The sequence below is a fragment of the Actinomadura fulvescens genome (genome assembly GCF_039533225.1).
Taxonomy (GTDB): domain Bacteria; phylum Actinomycetota; class Actinomycetes; order Streptosporangiales; family Streptosporangiaceae; genus Spirillospora; species Spirillospora fulvescens.
Genome location: NZ_BAAATD010000001.1, coordinates 528,549 through 548,807 on the forward strand (window position 1 = coordinate 528,549; position 20,259 = coordinate 548,807).

The 20,259-nt window shown below is 70.4% G+C and carries 14 protein-coding genes; 9 read left to right on the forward strand and 5 right to left on the reverse strand.

The genetic code is table 11. From position 1 onward, the window contains the following. The first annotated feature begins 103 nt into the window (after positions 1–103). Together ABD333_RS02480 and secA2 are read left to right on the forward strand one after the other, a co-directional pair. Complete coding sequence (locus ABD333_RS02480) at positions 104–772, forward strand: hypothetical protein (RefSeq protein ID WP_344537242.1); 669 nt, start codon at positions 104–106, stop codon at positions 770–772. 113 nt (positions 773–885) lie between these two features. Continuing rightward, positions 886–3,261: an accessory Sec system translocase SecA2 gene (secA2, locus tag ABD333_RS02485; protein ID WP_344537243.1), complete on the forward strand. Its 2,376-nt coding sequence runs from the start codon at positions 886–888 to the stop codon at positions 3,259–3,261. Between the two features lie 446 nt (positions 3,262–3,707). On the opposite strand, the gene ABD333_RS02490 is transcribed toward secA2, so the two are convergent. Further along, positions 3,708–8,663 (reverse strand): Lhr family helicase, encoded by a 4,956-nt coding sequence (locus ABD333_RS02490; RefSeq protein ID WP_344537244.1) that lies wholly within the window; start codon positions 8,661–8,663, stop codon positions 3,708–3,710. Between the two features lie 194 nt (positions 8,664–8,857). Here ABD333_RS02490 and ABD333_RS02495 point away from each other — a divergent pair, with 194 nt between their 5' ends. Then, complete coding sequence (locus tag ABD333_RS02495; RefSeq protein ID WP_344537245.1) at positions 8,858–10,117, forward strand: alpha/beta hydrolase fold domain-containing protein; 1,260 nt, start codon at positions 8,858–8,860, stop codon at positions 10,115–10,117. Positions 10,118–10,126: 9 nt separating this feature from the next. Then, the gene (locus tag ABD333_RS02500; protein ID WP_344537247.1) at positions 10,127–10,321 is read left to right on the forward strand and encodes a DUF3046 domain-containing protein; all 195 of its coding nucleotides are present in this window, start codon (positions 10,127–10,129) and stop codon (positions 10,319–10,321) included. A 29-nt stretch (positions 10,322–10,350) separates the two neighbouring features. Here ABD333_RS02500 and ABD333_RS02505 read toward each other — a convergent pair whose 3' ends face one another. From ABD333_RS02505 to ABD333_RS02520, 4 genes are all read right to left on the reverse strand, one after another. Continuing rightward, the gene (locus ABD333_RS02505) at positions 10,351–10,809 is read right to left on the reverse strand and encodes a DUF350 domain-containing protein (protein ID WP_344537249.1); all 459 of its coding nucleotides are present in this window, start codon (positions 10,807–10,809) and stop codon (positions 10,351–10,353) included. A gap of 21 nt (positions 10,810–10,830) precedes the next feature. Continuing rightward, positions 10,831–11,988 (reverse strand): glutathionylspermidine synthase family protein, encoded by a 1,158-nt coding sequence (locus ABD333_RS02510; RefSeq protein ID WP_344537250.1) that lies wholly within the window; start codon positions 11,986–11,988, stop codon positions 10,831–10,833. A gap of 6 nt (positions 11,989–11,994) precedes the next feature. Next, on the reverse strand, positions 11,995–12,348 hold the full coding sequence (locus ABD333_RS02515) for a hypothetical protein (RefSeq protein WP_344537251.1): 354 nt from the start codon (positions 12,346–12,348) through the stop codon (positions 11,995–11,997). Positions 12,349–12,620: 272 nt separating this feature from the next. Then, the gene (locus ABD333_RS02520; protein ID WP_344537253.1) at positions 12,621–13,478 is read right to left on the reverse strand and encodes an ATP-grasp domain-containing protein; all 858 of its coding nucleotides are present in this window, start codon (positions 13,476–13,478) and stop codon (positions 12,621–12,623) included. A 267-nt stretch (positions 13,479–13,745) separates the two neighbouring features. Here ABD333_RS02520 and recA point away from each other — a divergent pair, with 267 nt between their 5' ends. The 5 genes from recA (at position 13,746) to ABD333_RS02545 (ending at position 20,042) form a co-directional block, all read left to right on the forward strand. Continuing rightward, positions 13,746–14,870: a recombinase RecA gene (gene recA / locus ABD333_RS02525; protein WP_344537255.1), complete on the forward strand. Its 1,125-nt coding sequence runs from the start codon at positions 13,746–13,748 to the stop codon at positions 14,868–14,870. 160 nt (positions 14,871–15,030) lie between these two features. Further along, positions 15,031–15,609, forward strand: coding sequence for a recombination regulator RecX (gene recX / locus ABD333_RS02530; RefSeq protein WP_344538811.1), 579 nt, complete (start codon positions 15,031–15,033; stop codon positions 15,607–15,609). 596 nt (positions 15,610–16,205) lie between these two features. Continuing rightward, on the forward strand, positions 16,206–17,060 hold the full coding sequence (locus ABD333_RS02535; RefSeq protein ID WP_344537257.1) for an NAD(P)H-binding protein: 855 nt from the start codon (positions 16,206–16,208) through the stop codon (positions 17,058–17,060). A 430-nt stretch (positions 17,061–17,490) separates the two neighbouring features. Further along, complete coding sequence (gene rny, locus ABD333_RS02540) at positions 17,491–19,059, forward strand: ribonuclease Y (protein WP_344537259.1); 1,569 nt, start codon at positions 17,491–17,493, stop codon at positions 19,057–19,059. Between the two features lie 59 nt (positions 19,060–19,118). Beyond that, on the forward strand, positions 19,119–20,042 hold the full coding sequence (locus ABD333_RS02545; RefSeq protein ID WP_344537261.1) for a trypsin-like serine peptidase: 924 nt from the start codon (positions 19,119–19,121) through the stop codon (positions 20,040–20,042). Positions 20,043–20,259: the final 217 nt, after the last annotated feature.

A 20,259-nucleotide genomic window follows, 5' to 3' on the forward strand; every position in this document is an offset into this window, starting at 1 on the left:
CCGGACGGCGCGAGGAGCTCGACGTGGCTGGTGGAGTGGGTCTCGGCGGGCGTTCGCATCCGGGTCGTCCCAGGGGTCTGCTGGCCGAGCCGGTGAGCTGACCGTGGGAACGCGTCGTGAGCGGCTGCGGACCCCGCCGTTCCTGGAACGCAGGTTCATCGTGGCGTTCGGCGTCGCCGCGCTCCTCGCGGGCATCGTTCTGCGCGGCCTCCCCGACCTGGTCGGGGAGGCCGGAAACACTCCGCCGCCGCAGGCTCGCGCGCTCCTTCCCACCGAACGGTCGGGCTCGCCGTCGCCTACGCCGACGCTGGTGCCGCCCGAGGCGCCGGTGATCCCCGATCGGCCGCGCCGGCCGAGTCCGTCGCCCACGAAGCCGCCCGAGTCGCCCGTTCCCCAGGTGAACGTGGAGTTCCCGGAGCCCGGGCAGGGGCTGCACGAGGACCGTGACTTCGTGGTCGGCGGCACCGTCCGCGACCTCGGCGACGACGATCTGCGCATCTTCATCTACGCCGAGGAGCGCGACAGGTTCTACCTGGCCGACTATCGGGCCGAGCGCGTCGGCGGCGCGCGGTGGGAGATCCGGTCCACCGGCATCGGCATCGAGTGGGGCGGCCGGGGCGATCCCTACCTGGTGCAGGTCGTCCGGGCCGATGAGCGGTGCCAGGAGGTCCTGGCAGGGCTGGAGCTGGGGAACGACCACTACCCGGCCTTCGACGCCCTTCCGCCGGGCTGCCGGGTCGCCGCACAGGTACGCGTGGTCGAGGCGGGCTGACCCGTACCGCCGGAGACGTGCCTGCGACGCCGGACCTGCGATCATTGTGGGGAACGAGAAGATGTGGCCGCCCGTTTGGCTCATCGTGACGCAAGAGATCGGAGAAGCCTGTCATGGCGCTGCGTGACCGGTTCCGGCGCCTGGTGCAGAAGCCCGGGACCGTCGACCTGGCGCCCTACCGTGCCGTGGTCGCCGAGGCCGGCACCCGAGAGGCGCGGCTCCGCGAGCTCACCGACGCGGACCTGACCGCCGCCGCCGACATGCTCCGCCAGAGCCGCGCCGCCAGCACCCTCCGCCAGAGCCGCGCCGCCGACACGGTCCGCCAGAGCCGCGCCGCCGACACCGACGTCGATCTCGCGGAGCTGTGTGCGCTGGGCAGAGAAGCGGCACACCGGGCGTTGGGCGAGCGGCCGTTCGACGTGCAGCTCCTCGGAACGCTCGGCATGCTTTCGGGCCACATCGTCGAGATGGCCACGGGCGAGGGCAAAACGCTCGCGGGCGCGTTGGCCGCGGCCGGGCACGCGTTGCGCGGCCGGCGCGTGCACGTGCTCTCGGTGAACGACTATCTGGCGCGGCGGGACGCCGAATGGATGGGCCCGCTCTACGAGCTCCTCGGCGTCTCGGTCGGATGGGTCGGCCAGTCGTCCACGCCCGAAGAGCGACAGAAGGCCTACGCCGCAGACGTCACGTACGCGCCGGTGAGCGAGGTCGGCTTCGACCTGCTGCGCGACCGGCTCGTCACGACCCCGGACGACCTCGTCCTGCCCGAGCCCGAGGTTGTGCTGATCGACGAGGCCGACTCGGTGCTGGTCGACGAGGCGATGGTGCCGCTCGTCCTGGCGGGCGCGTCCGAGCTGGACCCCGCCGACCCCGTGTACGCCGACCTGGTGCGGCGCCTGCGGCCGGGCCAGCACTACGCGACCGACGACGAAGGACGCAACGTCCGGCTGACCTCTTCCGGGACCCGCACGGTGGAACGGGAGCTGGGCGGGATCGACCTCTATTCGCCGGACAACACCGACACTCTCGTCGCGGTCAACGTCGCGCTGCACGCGCAGGTGCTGCTCCAGCGCGACGTCGACTACATCGTCCGCGACGGCGCCGTGAAGCTGATCAACTCGTCGCGGGGCCGGGTGGCGCTGCTCCAGCGCTGGCCGGACGGGCTCCAGGCCGCCGTGGAGGCCAAGGAGGCCCTGGAGACGTCCGCGAGCGGTGAGATCCTTGACTCGATCACCGTTCAGGAGCTCATCGGACGGTATCCGACCCGCTGCGGGATGACCGGCACGGCGCTCGCCGTCGCGGGACAGCTGCGCGAGTTCTACGGCCTGGAGATCGCGGTCATCCCCCCGAACCGCCCCTGCGTCCGCGTCGACGAACCCGACCGGCTCTACGCCACCGCCACCGACAAGGAGGTGGCGATCGCCGAGGAGATCGCCGAGGCGCACGCCACCGGCCGCCCCGTCCTCGTCGGGACGCTGGACGTCGCCGAATCCGAACGCCTCGCACGCCGCCTCGAACGCGCGGGCCTCTCCTGCGTCGTCCTCAACGCCAAGAACGACGCCGAGGAGGCCGCCATCATCGCGGAGGCGGGCGCTGCGGGCGCGATCACCGTCTCGACCCAGATGGCCGGGCGCGGCACCGACATCCGCCTCGGCGGAACGTCCTCCACCGACACCGCCCGCGTGGTGGAGCTCGGCGGGCTCCTGGTGATCGGCACCGGCCGCTACCACAGCAGCCGGCTGGACGACCAGCTGCGCGGCCGCGCGGGCCGGCAGGGCGACCCCGGCGGCTCGGTGTTCTTCACCAGCCTGGAGGACGACCTCGTGGCGCAGTACGCGCCGGACGCGGAGACCAACGCGACGCCCGCCTCCGACGGCCGTCTCGACGACCGGAACGCCCATTGGGTCGTCGGCCACGCCCAGCGCGTCGCGGAGGGCGTCGAGGTGGAGATCCACCGCAACACCTGGCGCTACAACCAGCTGATCGGCCTCCAGCGCCGCGAGGTCCTCGCCGAACGCGACCAGCTGCTGCGCGGCGACCACGCCGACCGGCTCATGGCCGAACGCCACGCCTCCCACCACGCCGAGCTCGTCGAGACCGCAGGCAGCGAAGCGGTCGCCGAGGCCGCCCGCCAGGTCGCCCTCTTCCACCTCGACCGCTGCTGGACCGAGCACCTGGCCTACCTGGCCGACCTGCGCGAGGGCATCCACCTGCGCTCGCTCGGCCGCGGCCTCGATCCGCTCGCCGAGTTCAACCGCGAGGCCGTCCCCGCGGGCAAGAAGCTCCTGAGCCGCGCCGTCGAACGAGCCGTCGGCACGTTCGCCACCCTCACCGCCACCCCGGACGGCATCGACCTGACCGCCGCGGGCCTGCAACGCCCCTCCGCGACCTGGACCTACCTGGTCCACGACAACCCGTTCGGCTCCCTCGACGAACGAGCCCTCCGCGGCCTCATAGCCATGTTCCGCCGCAAACCCCGCCGCCCCTAACCACCCCACCCCCACCTCGCCACGCCTGCGTCGGGCGTGCTTGCCTCTGCCGTGCCTACGCCTGCCGTGCCTACGCCTGCCGTGCTTGCGTGGGCCGTGCTCGCGTCTGCCCGTGCTTGCGTCTGCCGTGCTTGCGTCTGCCGTGCTTGCGTCTGCCGTACTTGCGTCGGCCATGCCTGGATCCGCCACGCGTCTGTCGTGCCAGCGTCGGCCATGCCTGCGTCCGCTGCTCCAGGGACTGGCGGCCCTGGGTGCTGGCCCTGGGCCGCGCTACTCCCGCATTCGCTGTGCCTGGGGCGGCGGTTTCCGGTGCGCCGTCCCTGGGACGCGTCGCTCCTGGATACGCCGCTTTGGGCCTGCGGGCCTCAACGTGCTGGAATCGGGCCGGTGCTCCAGCCTGGCGCATGGTGTCGCGATGCGGTGGTTTTAAGGGACCGCTGGTCTGGTCAGGCGCGGAGGCGGAGACCTCGCGGGGTGGGGTGGAAGCCGGCGGATTCCAGGGCGGCGGCCAAGGGGGAGTCGTTGATGGACTCGCCGTCGGCTCGTTCGACGGTGAGTTTGCCGAGGGCGCCTTCGCGGACGGCCAGGGCCAGGGCATCGACGGCGGGTTGGAGGACTTCGGGGTCGTCGTCCCAGGTGAGGAGGGTCTTGCCGCCGCGTTCGACGTAGAGGGTCAAGCGGCCTTCGGCCAGGACGACCAGGGCGCCGGCCTTGCGACCGGGCTTGTGGCCGCTCGCCACCTCGTCCTGGCGTTCGGGCCAGGGCAGGGCGGCGCCGTAGGGATTGGCGGGATCGGCGGCGGCCAGCACGAGCGCGCGGGTGTCGGGGGCGGGTTTGGCGCCGGGAAGGGGCAGCGCCCACGGGTCGGCCGGAGGCGGCGGCGCGGGGCGGAGGGCACGGAGGCGGTCGACGGCGCCGGGCAGCGCGAACTGCGCGGCTCCCAGGCCCTCGACGAAGTAGCCGCGGCGGCAGCGACCGCCGTCCTCGAAGGCGCGGAGCACGGGATAGACGGCCGCGAAGCCGCCCGGCGTCCGCTCGGCGGCCACGGCGCCGCGGATCACGATGCCGTAGCGGTCGAGGAGGGCCTCGGCGAGGGCGTGCGAACGGCGGGTGCCCGCCGTCTCGCGTTGGGGCAGGAGCCACCAGCGTCCGGCCACCGTCGGCGGGCCGGTCCGGGAGGGCAGTACGGGGCGGCCACGGCGGGTCGCGCGGGCACGGTGGGCCGGACGGCCGGAGCCGAGCGCGGCACGGAGGGGTGCGAGGGTGTCGTTGGTGAGGTGGCCGGCCCAGACGAGATCCCAGAGGGCGGCGACCAGATCCGGATCATTGATCGGCTCGGTGGAGCTGAGCCGGTCGGACAGCGTGCGGAAGAACAGCGCGCCGCCGTCCGCGAGCGCGTCGAGGACGGCCTGGTGGACGGGTGTGAGGCTGATCTCAGCGGGCTCGGGCATGAGGAGCGGCGCGGTGTCGGCGAGGTAGAGCGAGACCCAGCCGTCGCCGCCGGGCAGGCCGCCCTGGCCAGCCCAGACCACTTCGCCCGCGGAGGTCAGCTCGTCCAGCTGAGCAGGGGAGTAGCCCGGTACGCGGGACGGGAGGATCAGTGATTCGAGCGCAGATGCGGGTACGGCGGCGCCCTGGAGCTGTTCGATCGCCTGGACCAGGGCGTCGATGCCGCGCAGGCGGGAGCCGCCGGTGATGCCGTGCCAGGCGGGCAGGAACCGGCCGAGCGCTTCGGGCGGCGAGGGCTCGACCTCGGCGCGCAGCCGGGCGAGGGACCGGCGCCGCAGCATGCGCAGCACGTTGTTGTCGCACCACTCGCTGGTGAGCGGGCCGGAGACCGCCTCGACCGGAAGGAACTCGCCCTCCACGACACGGCCGTTCGCGCTGAGCCGGCGCAGCGTCTCCAGCACCACGGCGTTGCCGAGCCCGAAGCGGGACGCCGCGGAGGACGCGCGGAACGGCCCGTGCGTACGGGCGTACCGGGAGATGAGGTCGCCGAGCGGGTCGTCCACCGGCTCCAGGAACGTCTCGGGGATGCCGACGGGCAGCGGCGCACCGAGCGCGTCGCGGAGCCGTCCCGCGTCCTCGATCGCCGCCCACCGTTCCTCACCGGCGATCCGGACGCGGATGGCGCGTCGCTCAAGCTCCAGCTCAGCCAGCCAAGCGGCCACCCTCGGATCAGTGAAACCCGCCTCACCGGCCCCCTGCACAGCGGCAGGGCCAAGGTCGGGGGTGGCGTCGCCGGGCCCTGCGGCGGCGTGGTCGGTCTCTGCGGCGCCACTGGTCTCTGCAGCGGCACGGTCGGCCTCTGCGTCTGCGTGTCTGAGGTCGGCGAGAGCGCCATCGGCCTGGGGAGCAGCCGAGCCAAGGTCTGGGGTGGCTTGGTTGGTGTCCGGTGTCGTGGGGCCGGAGGGTGGGACGGTGCGGAGGGTTGCTTCGGCGGTCGTCAGGGGGCCTAGCTCGCGCAGGAGGTCGGCTATGCCTTCCAGGTCGCGGGCCTGGCGGTCGGGGGCCAGGCGTTGGAGCTCGCGTTCAGTATCGGCGACGACTTCGGGGTCGAGGAGCTCACGTAGGTCGGCTTGGCCAAGCAGCTCGGCGAGGAGGGCTGAGTCGAGTGCGAGGGCTTGGGCGCGGCGTTCGGCCAGGGGCGAGTCGCCCTCGTACATGAACGCGCCCACGTAGTGGAACAGGAGCGAGCGGGCGTAGGGGGAGGGCTCGGGCGTCTCCACCTCGACCAGGCGCGTCTTGCGGCCGGAGATGTCGCGCATGAGCTGGACCAGGCCCGGAACGTCGAACACGTCCTGCAGGCACTCGCGCATCGTCTCAAGGACGATCGGGAACGAGGGATATTTGCTCGCGACGGCCAGGAGCTGGGCGGCGCGCTGGCGTTGCTGCCAGAGGGGCATGCGCTTGTCAGGGCGGCGGCGCGGCAGGAGGAGCGAACGGGCCGCGCACTCGCGGAACCGTGCGGCGAACAGGGCCGAGCCGCTCAGCTCGTCGACGACGATGCGTTCGATGTCGTCGGCGTCGAAGACGGCGAGGTCGAGGTTCGGCGGCTCGTCCATGTCGGGGATGCGGATCACGATGCCGTCGTCGGCGTGCATGGACTGCGCGTCCACGCCGTACCGTTCGCGCAGGCGACCGGCGATCGCCAGGGCCCAGGGAGCGTGCACGCGGGCGCCGAGGGGCGAGTGCACCACCAGGCGCCAGTCACCGAGCTCGTCGCGGAACCGTTCGACCACGAGGGTGCGGTCGTCGGGCACATGGCCGGTGGCCTCGCGCTGCTCGCTCAGGTAGGAGACCAGGTTGGCGGCGGCCCACGTGTCGAGTCCGGAGGTGGTGACGCGGTCGCGGGCGGTATCGGCGGGGAGCCCGGCCAGTTCGCGGGTGAACGCGCCGAGCGCCTTGCCGAGCTCGACGGGGCGGCCGAGGGCGTCGCCGTGCCAGAACGGGAGTTTGCCCGGCTGGCCCGGGGCGGGCGAGACGAGGACGCGGTCGGGCGTGATGTCCTCGATCCGCCAGGAGCTCGCGCCGAGGACGAAGACGTCGCCGACCCGCGACTCGTACACCATCTCCTCGTCGAGCTCACCGACCCGGGAGGACTTCTCGCCGACGAGGAAGACGCCGAACAGGCCACGGTCGGGGATCGTTCCGCCGCTGGTGACCGCGAGGCGCTGGGCGCCCGGCCGGTCACGCAGAACGCCGGTGACGCGGTCCCAGACCAGGCGCGGACGCAGCTCGCCGAACTCGTCGCTGGGATAGCGGCCCGCGAGCATGTCGAGGGTGGCTTCGAGCGCGGACCGGGGGAGGGTGGCGTACGGGGCGGCGCGCTTGACCATGGCGTCGAGGTCGTCGACCGTCCACTCGTCCATCGCGACCATCGCGACGATCTGCTGGGCGAGCACGTCGAGCGGGTTGCGCGGGTAGTGCAGCTCCTCGATCTCGCCGTCGCGCATGCGTTCGGCGACGACGGCGGTCTGCACCAGGTCGCCGCGGTATTTGGGGAAGATGACGCCCTTGGAGACCGCGCCGACCTGGTGGCCCGCCCGTCCGACGCGCTGCAGGCCGCTGGCCACCGAGGGCGGCGACTCGACCTGGACGACCAGGTCGACGGCGCCCATGTCGATGCCCAGCTCCAGGCTGGAGGTCGCGACCACGGCGGGCAGGCGGCCCTGCTTGAGGGCGTCCTCGATGCCCGCCCGTTCCTCCTTGGAGACCGAGCCGTGGTGCGCGCGGGCGATCTCCGCCGGAACGCCGCGGGCCGCGCCTGCCTGAGCCATCATCTCCGCCGGGCTACGCCGAGCCGGCGCTACGGCAGCCTTGGCGTCTGCGCCTGGCGGTGTGTCGGTGGTATATCCGACGGCGCGGGCCTGGAGGGCGCGCTCGATGTCCTCCTGGCTGATACGCCTCGGACCGTCCTCCTCCGCTACGGCGGAGCCCTGCGCATCGTTGGCGGCGGCCGCTGCTGCGGTGGCGGCGACGGCGCGTTCGTAGGCGAGCTCGTTGAGCCGTCCGCAGAGGCGTTCGGCCAGGCGCCGCGAATTGGCGAAGACCAGAGTGGAACGATGCGCCTGGATCAGGTCGAGCAGCCTGTCTTCCACGTGTGGCCAGATCGACCGCTGGCGCGGGTCGGCCTCGCCGCTCTGGTCCACGAAGTGCGAGATCTCGCCTAGATCCTCGACGGGTACGACGATGTCGAGATCGAACACCTTGTCTGAGGGCGGCTGGACCACCCTCGCGGGCCTGGGGCCGCCGAGGAACGCGGCGACCTCGTCCACCGGCCGTACGGTCGCCGACAGGCCGATGCGCTGGGCGGGCCGTTCGAGAAGCGCGTCGAGGCGTTCGAGCGAGATCGCCAGATGCGCGCCGCGCTTGGTGCCCGCGACCGCGTGCACCTCGTCGACGATCACCGTCTCGACCCCGCGGAGCGACTCGCGCGCCTGCGAGGTGAGGATCAGGAACAGCGACTCGGGCGTGGTGATCAGGATGTCCGGCGGTTTGGTGGCCAGGCGGCGGCGCTCGTCGGCGGGGGTGTCGCCGGAACGGATGCCGACCCGCACATCGGGCTCTGGCAGGCCGAGCCGGCGCGACGCCTGGCGGATGCCGGTGAGCGGGGCGCGGAGGTTGCGCTCGACGTCGACGGCCAGGGCCTTGAGGGGCGAGACGTACAGGACCCGGCAGCGCTGCTTGGGGTCGGGCGCGGGGGCGGCGGCCAGGCGGTCCAGGGACCACAGGAACGCGGCCAGGGTCTTGCCGGAGCCGGTCGGGGCCACGACCAGGGTGTTGTCGCCCCCCGAGATCGACTCCCAGGCTCCCGCCTGCGCCGTCGTGGGCGCGGCGAAGGCCCCGGCGAACCACGCACGGGTGGCCGGGGAGAAGCGTTCGAGCACGTCAACGCTCATTCCCCCATCCTGCCCCGTGGGTCTGACAAAACCTCAGCCTGCCTCGGACAAAGCCCGCGGCGTGGTCATCGTCACACCGCCGCGGAGAGATCGGCGTGGTCCGACGGGTTGTAAGCAAGTACTTGTTTGGTTAATCCTGGAGGGGCGCATCCGCGAGGAGCGAGGCCCGCCTGAGCCTTGCGCGAGGAGCCCTCATGACGTACGCCCTGCTGGCCTTCGGACTGGTCTCCCTCCTGCTGGCGGTGAACGCCCACCGGCCGCGCCGGCGTCACCTCACGACGCTGGTGCCGAGCTTCTTCGCCGGATGGATGACCATCGAGCTGGCCCCGCACCTGCTGGTCGCGGAGGCCGCCGGGCTGGGCCTCCTGGTGGCGTACGGAGGGCTTGAGGGGTGGCCCGGCTGGACAGGTCTGATCAGCGGCCTCGCCGGAGTGGCGGGCACCGCGGCCACCATCGTCGCGGCGCGGCGGACGATCGTGACCCTGCGGGACTCCGGGGTGCCGCTCGACCTGGACCCGGACGACGCGCCGCGCTACCCGCGCTCGCACCTCGTCCTGCCGCCGCTGTGCCTCATACCGAGGCGAGGGGTGAAGGTCGAACGCAACGTCGTCTACCGGGAGGAAGGGCGGCTGCGGCTCAAGCTCGACGTCTACCGGCCCGCTGAGGACGGGCGCCTGCGGCCGGGCCTGATGCAGATCCACGGCGGGGGCTGGGTCATCGGGGACAAGCGCGAACAAGGGCTTCCCCTGCTCAACCACATGGCCGTACAGGGATGGGTGGGCTTTAACGTCAACTACCGCCTCAGCCCACGGGCCACATGGCCAGAGCACCTCATCGACCTCAAGCACTTCATCGCCTGGTATCGCGAGAACGCCGAATCCTATGGGGCTGATCCGGACTTCCTATGCGTGACGGGCGGTTCGGCGGGCGGGCACCTGACGGCGATGGTGGCGCTGAGCGCGAACGTGCCGGAGTTCCAGCCTGGCCTTGAGAACGTGGACACCGGCGTACGCGGGGCGGTCCCGTTCTATGGGGTGTACGACTTCGTGGAGCCGGGGCCATGGCCGGTCCCCATGGGCGCCACGCGGCTGGTCGAACGCTATTTGGTGAAGCGTTCCTTCGCCGAGGAGCGTGAGGCCTTCGCCAAGGCGTCCCCAGTGAGCTATCTGCGCCCTGACGCGCCACCGTTCTTTGTCATCCACGGAAGCCACGACTCGCTGATCCCGGTAGAGGAGGCGAGGCGTTTCGTGAAGAAGCTCCGCGACATCTCGGAATCGCCAGTCGTCTATGCCGAGATGAAGGGCGGCCAGCACGCCTTCGACGTGTTCCCCTCGTACCGTACGGCGCGCGTGGTGGAGGGCGTGGAGCGCTATCTGACCGGCCTGCACCGGCAATACCTGGAAGGCGTCCGTCGGCCATCCGTCCCGGACGAGGTATCGAAGTCCGTCGGATAGCGTGGTCAGGTGCGGCTTACAGTGTTCTGGGATCGGATGAACCAGCAGTTCGGCGAGGTATACGCGTCGAGCGTGGCCAAGGACTACGTCATAGCCGCCCTCGGAGGCCGCACCGTCGAACAGGCGCTCGCGGACGGGGAGCCTGCCAAGAAGGTCTGGGCGGCCGTGGTCGCCACTTTCGACGTCCCGGCGCGACTGCACTGACCGCTAGGTGAACCGTGGCTTGGCCGTGCCTAGTAGGTGGCGACGGCGGTGACGACGCCGATCATCAGGTTGGCGACGGCGAGGAGGATGGCGGCGGGCTCCAGTTCGTCGTCGGCGTCGTCGGCGAGCTGCTTGATGCTGATGCCCACCACGCGGTCGAAGACCTGGGTGGCGACGGTCATGGCGACGATGCCGACACCGCCGAAGACCAGGGTCCGGCTGAGGCCCTCCAGGAGGTCGCCATGGGACGCGTAGATCGACACCGAGACGATGAGGCCCACGCCGACGGTCGAGGCGACGGCTAGCAGGGTGGCGTTCGGGTTACGGTGCTCGCGGATGACGGTGATGAGTCGGCCGGGCGTCGCCAGGTCGGTCATGTAGAAGCCGATGATGAACAGCACCAGGCCGGCCGCCGCGTACGCCAGGAGCGCCCCGCTGCCCTCCAGCAGAACCTGGGCGAGGCCGTCTTCGTTCGCGAGCGTGGTCATGGATCTCCTTTGGGGCATCCGTCACAGGGGGATGCGGTGCGGGACGAACGACGAGGTGTCGTCGGTGATGAGGCCCGAGGTCTCACGGATGCCGAGCCCGGCGGACTCGTCGTGGACCACCCAGGCGCCGAGCACCGGGTGCTCCCCGTCGAAATCGGGCAGCGGGCAGAACTCCTGGAAGACGAAGCCCTCCGCGCCGTACCCGCCCTCGGTACGGGTCTCCGCTCCGTCAGGCGTCACGATCCGCATGCTCGCGCCTTCGCGCCCCAGAAGCGGCTTCTGCACGTACGAGGTGAGGGTCGAGGGCGTGTTGAGGTAGGAGGGCAGGAGGTTCGGGTGGCCGGGGAAGAGTTCCCATAGGAGGACCAGCAGCGCCTTGTTGGAGAGCACCATCTTCCATATGGGCTCGATCCAGGCGGTCGGCGCGTTCGGAATGTGGCGGCCGAACGGCTCAGCGACGATCCACTCCCAGGGATAAAGCTTGCAGAGCGTGCGGATCTCCTTCTCGTCCAGGTCCACGAACCGTTCACGCGCGGGGTTCCAGCCGACGTCCTCCATGGCGATCGCCACCCCCGGCAGGCCGGCCTCTTCGGCGGTCTCCTGCATGTAGGCGATCGTCATGACCTCCTCGCCGGTCTCGTCGCCGTTGGTCCAGGCGAAGTGCGCCGGGCCGTCCGGAAGGCCAGAAAGGATCTCCTTCCAGCGCGCCACCAGGCGCTCGTGGATGGAGTTCCACTGGTCGTCGTCCGGGTGGACGTCCTGCAGCCAGTACCACTGGACGATCGAACTCTCGACCAGCGCCGTCGGGGTGTCGGCGTTGTACTCCAGCAGCTTGGCCGGGCCGGTGCCGTCGTACCGGAGGTCGAACCGCCCGTACAGATGCGGATCGCCTCGCCGCCACGACTCCTCGATCAGAGGGGCCACCCAGTCCGGGATGCCGAGCACGTTGTAGCGGCCGGTGGTGATGACATGCTCCACGGCCTGGAGGCACATCCGGTGGAGCTCCTCGACGACCTCCTCCAGGGCCAGCACCTCGTCCATCTCGAAGACGTAGTGCACCGACTCGTCCCAGTAGGGACGCGGAAGGTGGTCCGGGTGCGCGGTCCGGTGGAACGCCAGCCCCTGCGCTTCCACCTTCCGGCCCCAGTCGGCCCGTGGTGTCGAACGTTCGCGTCGCATGGTCGTTCAGCCGCCGGAACTGCCGCGGCCGGAGCCGCCGAAGCCGCTGCGGATCGTCTTGCCTCCGGCGGAGGTGATGTTCGTACGGCTGGGCATGACGGTGCTGCCGCCGCTGACCCGCCCGCTCTGATTACGGACACCGCCGTAGTACCAGAAGTAGCTGGAGTGAGAGCTCCGCGCGGAATCAGGATCGTCGCAGTTGTCGTCATCGACCACCTTGAAGCCGTCGGCACCCTCAGTCGGAAAAGGGGCGGGAGTTCCAAAGGAGGATCCGTCGTCCTGTACGACGCAGTACGCGGTGACCGAGTCGCCGTCGTCGTCGGACGAGCACGACACCACCGAAAGGGACAGCGCGCTCACCACCCCGATCTTCACCGCGCGGGAGCTGAGCCGACGCCGGGACTCCTGTGGAGGCAAGGGGAAACACGCCCTTCGAAAGAGACTGCAGGCACCCCGGAGGTTCCGGACGACTGGAAGGGAGCCTGCGTCTGCAAGCGATCCGGCATCACAGTTGGCCAAAGCCTAGGGCGATGCGTAGTGAGACGGAAATTTCATGCATTCCGGTTCCGTCACAACTCACAGGGCCCAGCACCGTCAACAAACGGCCCTGCCGCGCGTGCGCGCGCGGCAGGTCAGTCGGGGACCGGGAGGTGGGCGTAGAGGTCCATGGGGTCGGCCGTGGAGGGGAGGTCGCTCACCTGACCGTCGCCCACCTCCACGACGCGCCATACGCCATCGTCGCGGCGGGCCAGGTCGGTGGTGATGAAGCGGCAGCCCAGGGATCGTACGGCCGGGGCCACGGCGTCGACGTCCGGCTCGGGCTCCACGTCCGGGCTGTCCGGGTGGGGGCCGACCATGGCGGGCTCGCCGTCGACCCACCACACGCGGGCTTCGCCGCCGTCGTACTCCTCGTACTCCCGGATGACGAGACCACCCGCCAGGAACTGGTCCTGTAGCGCGACCATCTTCGTCACGATGGTCCGGAGCTGCGGGAGATTGTGAACGTCCGGGACGAAGCAGGCCTCGTCCCACTCGTGCTTGCGTGACTTCACGTAGTCCTTGACCACGGCCGGCCCGGCCGGAAGAGCCCGCGCGAGCTCACTGAGGTCGCCGGGGTCGTCGAGCGGTGACAGGGAACGCCACACGCTGGCCGGGGTCAGCCCGGCGAACGTGTCGTGCCACCCCGGCAGCTCGTGCGCGCGTTGGTAGTCATCCGGATGCGTGAGCAGGATGGTGCCGCGCTTCTTGAGAGCCGCCGCCAGCGCCGCGTACTCCCCGCTGGTCATCATCCAGCCGCGATACCAGACCGGGCCCAGGTCATCGGGAACGGCCTGGACCGCCGCCTCGACCTGGCCCTGCTGCAACGCGTCGTGGTTGATCAAGGCGATTTCGCCATAGTGGTCCCGTACGGCGGCGGCCTCGCGGGAGAAATGGGGATCAACGCGCCGGGGGTGGAGCGGATCGACGCAGAAGAGAACGGTCAGCGTCATGGTGCAACCCTCCGTGGACGGCGCCAGCGTACGGGTTTCGAGCGCCCGTGTGTACGGAGATTCCGGGCCAATTCGGATCGCGACCTCATGATCGAACGAGTGTTCGGTAAGCTGTCCCGCGCATGCGACGTTATCCACAGCTCCGCCGGAGTCTCGAAACTGTCGGTGGCTCCCCGTAACGTCGCCTTCGACATCTCAAGCAGCGGCCCGCGAGGGCCGGGCGAGAGCCGGCAGGCCGGCGACGACACACAGGACAGAGGGACGACCATGGCAGGGAACGACCGGGAGAAGGCTCTCGAGACCGCACTGGCCCAGATCGAGCGGCAGTTCGGCAAGGGCTCGGTCATGCGGATGGGTGAGGAGGCGCGGGCACCGGTCGAGGTGATCCCCACCGGCTCCATCTCCCTCGACATCGCGCTCGGCATCGGCGGTCTGCCGCGTGGCCGCGTGGTCGAGGTGTACGGGCCGGAAGGCTCCGGCAAGACGTCCATCGCGCTGCACGCCGTCGCCAGCATCCAGCGTGCCGGTGGCATCGCGGCGTTCGTGGACGCCGAGCACGCGCTCGACCCCGAGTACGCCAAGAACCTCGGCGTCGACATCGACGCGCTCCTGGTCTCCCAGCCCGACACCGGCGAGCAGGCCCTTGAGATCACCGACATGCTGATCCGCTCCGGCGCGATCGACATCGTCGTCATCGACTCGGTCGCCGCGCTCGTTCCCCGGGCGGAGATCGAGGGCGAGATGGGCGACAGCCACGTGGGCCTCCAGGCCCGCCTGATGTCCCAGGCGCTGCGCAAGCTGACCGGTGCGATCAACCAGACCAAGACCACCGCGCTCTTCATCAACCAGCTCCGCGAGAAGGTCGGCGTCATGTTCGGCTCTCCCGAGACCACCACCGGTGGCCGGGCGCTGAAGTTCTACGCCTCCGTACGCCTCGACGTCCGCCGCATCGAGACCCTCAAGGACGGCACCGAGGCGGTCGGCAACCGCGTGCGCGTCAAGGTCGTCAAAAACAAGATGGCCCCGCCCTTCCGCCTCGCCGACTTCGACCTCCTCTACGGCCAGGGCATCAGCAAGGAGGGCGGCCTGATCGACCTGGGCGTCGAGCACGGCTTCGTCCGCAAGTCCGGTGCCTGGTACACCTACGAGGGCGACCAGCTCGGCCAGGGCAAGGAGAACGCCCGCAACTTCCTCAAGGCCAACCCCGACATGGCCGACGAGATCGAGAAGAAGATCAAGGAGAAGCTGGGCGTCGGCCCCAAGGTCGACAAGGAGGCCCCGGAGACCGCCGAGGCCGCCGTGGCCGCAACCGCGAGCCCAGCGGCCAAGCCCGCCACGGCGTCCACCACGACCCGCAAGAGCACCAAGGCCCCCAAGCCCGGCGACGCCTGAGCCGGGCCGTCAAGTGGCGAGTTCTGACGGAGAATCCGCCATTCAGGGTGACTCTTGACGAAGGTTGAGGAATGATCTCGTATGTAGGGCGGCGGCGCCTTTTCCGGCATCGGCAGGTCGATGCTCGGTCCTTCCCCGATGGCGCCGCCGCTCCCGTGGGATCCCTGCCGCCGCGAGGGCCTGCATGAGCGGACGACGCAGACGGCGGGCCGCCCCGAGCGAGGACGGCCCCGCCGACCCCGAGGCGGCCGCCCGCGAGATCTGCCTCCGCATGCTCGGCATGGCCCCCCGCACCCGGGCTCAGCTCGCCGACGCGCTACGCCGAAAGAACATCCCTGACGACGTCGCCGCCGACGTCCTCAGCCGCTTCACCGACGTCGGCCTGATCGACGACGAGGCGTTCGCCCAGGCCTGGGTGCAGTCCAGGCACACCGGCCGCGGCCTGGCCAAACGCGCCCTCGCCGCCGAGCTGCGCCGGCGCGGCGTCGACAACGAGACCGTGCACGAGGCGGTGGAGACGCTCGACCCCGAACAGGAAGAACGCACCGCCCGCGAGCTCATCGCCCGCAAGGTCGCCGCCACCCGAGGCCTCGACCCCGCCAAACGCACCCGCCGCCTGGTGGGCATGCTCGCCCGCAAGGGCTACTCACCCGGCCTCGCCTACCGGGTCGTCAAAGAGGCCCTGGCCGAAGAGGGCGCCGACCTAGAAGACCTCCCCGACCCCACCCCCTGGGACTGACACCCACCAAGCGCCCCGGCGCCCAACGCCCACCAAGCCCAGCAAGCCTGACATCCACCAAGCGCCGTGGGGCTGACGCCCGCCAAGCCCCGTGAGGCTGATGTCCGGCCATGTGCTGTGGGGCTGCCGTTCGTCGAGCGCCCTGGGTCTGACGTCTGGCCAAGCGCCTTGGCGCTGATGTCCGCCGAGCGCTGAGAGGCTGATGTCCGGCAAGCGTCGTGAGGCTGACGTCGGCCAAGCCCGGGGGCTGACGTTGACCAGGCGTCGTGGGGCTGATGTCCGCCGGGCGCCTTGGGGCTGATGTCGGCCAAGTGCCGTCGGGTCGATGTCCGGCCAAGGGTTTTGGGGCTGATGTCCAGCAAGCCTCCGTGACTGACGTCTAGCAAGCGCCGTGGGGCTGACGTTCGCCGGGCGCCTTGGGGCTGGCGTCGGCCAAAGCGTCGTGGGGCTGGTATCCGCAAGTGCCGGGGGTTGATGTCGAGCAGGGACCTTGGGGTTGGCGTCTGCCACGTGGCGCTTTCGGGGTGGACGGTGGCGTATGCGGGCGAGTGTTTCGGCCATGTTGGGGCAGGTCGGGCACCGGTTGACTTATGGGCATGACGGACAACACGAAGATTCAGAACGGTAACGGCGGCCTGACCCTGGTGCTGGGAGGTACGGGTAAGACCGGGCGGCGGGTCGCGGAGCGGCTTGTGGCCCGGGGTGTGCAGGTGCGGATCGGCTCGCGGTCGGCCAGTCCGGCGTTCTCCTGGCAGGACCGGGAGGGATGGGCAGCGGTGCTCGACGGGGTCACCTCGGTGTACGTCAGCTACGCGCCGGACCTGGCGGTGCCGGGGGCGCCCGACGACATCAAGGCCTTCACCGAGGCGGCGGCGGCCGCCGGGGTGCGGCGGCTGGTGCTGCTGTCGGGGCGCGGGGAGGAGGAGGCGCAGGTCTGCGAGGGGCTGGTGCGGGAGTCTGGGCTGGAGTGGACGATCGTGCGGGCGTCGTGGTTCTTCCAGAACTTCTCCGAGAGCTTCATGATCGAGCCGCTGCTGGCCGGGGAGGTCGTGCTGCCGGCCGGTGACGTGCGGGAGCCGTTCGTGGACGTGGACGACATCGCCGACGTGGCGGTCGCCGCGCTCACCGAGGACGGGCACGTGGGCGAGCTGTACGAGGTGACCGGCCCACGGCTGCTCACGTTCGCCCAGGCGGTGCAGGAGATCGCCGAGGCGACCGGACGGGAGATCCCCTACATTCAGATCAGCGCGGAGGACTACGCCGCCGGTGCCAAAGAGCAGGGCGTGCCTCAGGACGTGGTCGACTTCCTGATGTATCTCTTCACGACCGTGCTGGACGGACGCAACGCTTACCAGACCGACGGGATCAAGCGGGCGCTGGGCCGCGAGCCCCGCGATTTCTCCGACTTCGTTCGCGAGGCGGCCGGGACGGGTGTCTGGAACGCCGCCTGAACGAACGGCAGGCCCGCTTTCCCAGCGGGCCTGCCGTATTCGGTGACGCGGCTCCTGACCAGGATCTGACTCTGTCGTGGAGGACGATCTGGCAGGTGAACGGCAGGTTGGTCAGGGTCGCAGGACGGTAAGCAACTCGTCACGGGCGCGTTCGGTTAGTCCGGAATGCCCATGGTTTGCTTGCTCATTACCTCTGTGCCGCTTACCGTTACGGCAGTGAGGAGTTACTCCGCGCGCAGCGGATTGCCATACGACTGAGCACGTTCGAGCAGTTGAGAGGTATAAAGGATCACGACGTCCGACCTTCTCGGGCCCCGTTGACCGGGCGCCCGTGCGGTGTCGTGTTCCCATATCGGCTGTGACGCGGGTGAATCCTCGCACAACAGGGCTCCAATCCCCGATGGGGTCCGCGGGCGAGGAAGGGACCCCCATGGAGAGCGTCCTGCTGGGTGCCGCACTGCTGGTGACCCTGGTCGCTCTCGTCATCCTGGTCCTGCGCCGCCCGTCCGGGAAAGCGATGGAGGACGAGCTGTCCCAGGTGCGGCAGGAGGCGGACCAGATCCGCGCCACCGCCAAGACCGACGCCGAGGAGATTCTCGGCAAGGCCGAGACGCAGGCCCACCAGCTCGTCCAGACGCATCGGGCCGAGCTCGACGAGGAGGCCCGCGCCCTCCGCGAGGACATCCGCTCCCTGCGCGAGGACCTCGAACGCCGTGAGGCCCGGCTCGCCGAACGCGAGCAGCGGCTGGACGGCGAGGTGCGCCGGCTGGAGGAGTGGTCGGCCAAGCTGGCCGAGGGCAAGCGCGCGCTGAAGGCCCGTGAGGACGAGCTCGGCAGGGCGGAGGAGGAACGCCGCCACGCGCTCGAACAGGTGGCCGGGCTGACGGCCGAGCAAGCCAGGTCCGAACTCGTCGGAGCCATCGAGAACCAGGCCAAGCGCGAGGCCATCCCGATCACCCGGGAGATCGAGAACGCCGCGCGGGCCGAGGGCGAGAAGCGGGCGCGCAAGATCGTGACGCTGGCCATCCAGCGGGTGGCCAGCGAGCAGACGGCCGAGTCGGTCGTCTCGGTGCTGCATCTGCCCGGCGACGAGATGAAGGGCCGGATCATCGGCCGCGAGGGCCGCAACATCCGCGCGTTCGAGACCACGACCGGCGTCAACCTGATCATCGACGACACGCCCGAGGCGGTGCTGCTCAGCTGTTTCGACCCGGTCCGGCGCGAGGTCGGGCGCCTGACGCTGGAGAAGCTCGTCCTTGACGGCCGCATCCATCCGCAGCGGATCGAGGAGATCTACGAGCGGAGCAAGAGCGACGTCGAGCAGCTGTGCGTGCGGGCCGGCGAGGACGCCCTGGTCGAGCTGGGGATCGCCGACATGCATCCCGAGCTCATCGCCCTGCTCGGCCAGCTGCGCTACCGGACCTCGTACGGGCAGAACGTGCTCAAGCACCTCATCGAGTCGGCGCACATCGCCGGGATCATGGCCAGCGAGCTGCGCCTGCCGGTCGAGCAGGCCAAGCGCTGCACCCTGCTGCACGACATCGGCAAGGCCCTCACGCACGAGGTCGAGGGCAGCCACGCGCTCATCGGCGCGGAGATCGCCCGGCGGTACGGGGAGCACGAGGACGTCGTGCACGCCATCGAGGCGCACCACAACGAGGTCGAGGTCCGTACCGTCGAAGCCGTCCTCACCCAGGCCGCCGACGCGATCAGCGGCAGCCGTCCCGGTGCCCGCCGAGAGTCGCTGGAGGCGTACGTCAAGCGCCTGGAACGGCTCGAAGAGATCGCCCGCGACAAGCACGAGGGCGTGGAGAAGGTCTTCGCCATGCAGGCCGGCCGGGAGATCCGCGTCATGGTCAAGCCCGACGCCGTCGACGACATCCAGGCCCAGGTGATCGCCCGCGACATCGCCAAGCAGGTCGAGGACGAGCTCACCTACCCCGGACAGATCCGTGTCACCGTCGTCCGCGAGTCCCGCGCCATCGAGTTCGCCCGCTGACGGCGTCAGTATGATCATTCGCGTTGTGGCGGGGCGGAAGAATCGGTAGTTTCTGGCAAATGCTAAAGGGTCGGAAGCGGGTGACGGCTGCGGTCGCGGCGTCCACGGGTGTCATCGCCGCAGGTGCCGGAGCGTACGCGTGGCACGACCCGGGCACCCGGACCGCCCACGCCCAGAACGTGTCGAGCGTTGAGATCAGCTCCACGGACGCGACGGCGACCGAGCGGTACTGGACCGCGCAGCGGCTGGCCAAGGCCACACCCGTGGCGCCGAAGGCCGGGGCGGCAGGTCAGGCGACGACGCTGGCCGCCAAGTCGAAGGTGTTCGGCGGCGTTCCGTCGATCGGCGCGCTGTTCTTCAACAACGGGCGCGGCGATCACTACTGCACCGCCAGCGTGGTCAACAGCCACTCCAGGAAGCTGCTGCTCACGGCCGCGCACTGTCTCCACGGCGGCAAGGGCGGCAGGTACGCGACCAAGATCGCGTTCGTGCCGAAGTACGACCGCGGCAAGCGGCCGTACGGCACCTGGACGGCCAGGAGGCTCGTCGTCCCGCAGCGCTGGAGCCGCCACGGCGACGGCGACCTCGACTTCGGCTTCGTCTCCCTCAACCCGCGCGCCGGACGGAAGATCCAGAACGTCGTCGGCGCCAACACGCTCTCGATCAACAAGGGCTTCGGCCGCCGGGTGAACGTGGCCGGCTACCCCCGCATCGTCTGGGACCGCCGCGACCGGCCCATCTACTGCGTCACGACGACGCGCAAGCAGTCCCGCTACCAGCTGCGGATGGACTGCTCCGGCTTCCACGGCGGTACGAGCGGCAGCCCCTGGTTGCTGAACTACAACACCCGTACCCGCACCGGCTCCATCAACGGTGTCATCGGCGGATACCAGGGCGGCGGCAACGTCCACTGGACCTCCTACTCCCCGTACTTCGACAAGGACATCTACAACCTCCGCTCCTGGGCCGACAAGCACGCCTGACAAGCCCGAGCGAGCCACCCCTGCAAACCGCGTGAGCCCGCCAGGCCTGCAAGCCGCGTGAGCCCGCAGGCCTGTATGGCGCGTGAGCGCGCAGGCCTGCAAGCCGCGTGAGTGTGGCGCGCTGCAAGGCGCGTGAGCGCGCAAGCCTGCATGGCGCGTGGGAGCGCCAGGTCTGCAAAGGCGCGTGAGCGTGCCACGCCTGCTACGCCACGTGCGG

Coding starts and splice junctions, on each gene's coding strand:
- ABD333_RS02510 (WP_344537250.1), bottom strand. CDS start 11,988: ATGCGACGCGAACGTTCGACACCACGGGCCGACTGGGGCCGGAAGGTG.
- ABD333_RS02490 (WP_344537244.1), bottom strand. CDS start 8,663: ATGAGCGTTGACGTGCTCGAACGCTTCTCCCCGGCCACCCGTGCGTGG.
- recA (WP_344537255.1), top strand. CDS start 13,746: ATGGCAGGGAACGACCGGGAGAAGGCTCTCGAGACCGCACTGGCCCAG.
- ABD333_RS02545 (WP_344537261.1), top strand. CDS start 19,119: ATGCTAAAGGGTCGGAAGCGGGTGACGGCTGCGGTCGCGGCGTCCACG.
- ABD333_RS02495 (WP_344537245.1), top strand. CDS start 8,858: ATGACGTACGCCCTGCTGGCCTTCGGACTGGTCTCCCTCCTGCTGGCG.
- secA2 (WP_344537243.1), top strand. CDS start 886: ATGGCGCTGCGTGACCGGTTCCGGCGCCTGGTGCAGAAGCCCGGGACC.
- ABD333_RS02520 (WP_344537253.1), bottom strand. CDS start 13,478: ATGACGCTGACCGTTCTCTTCTGCGTCGATCCGCTCCACCCCCGGCGC.
- ABD333_RS02505 (WP_344537249.1), bottom strand. CDS start 10,809: ATGACCACGCTCGCGAACGAAGACGGCCTCGCCCAGGTTCTGCTGGAG.
- ABD333_RS02535 (WP_344537257.1), top strand. CDS start 16,206: ATGACGGACAACACGAAGATTCAGAACGGTAACGGCGGCCTGACCCTG.
- rny (WP_344537259.1), top strand. CDS start 17,491: ATGGAGAGCGTCCTGCTGGGTGCCGCACTGCTGGTGACCCTGGTCGCT.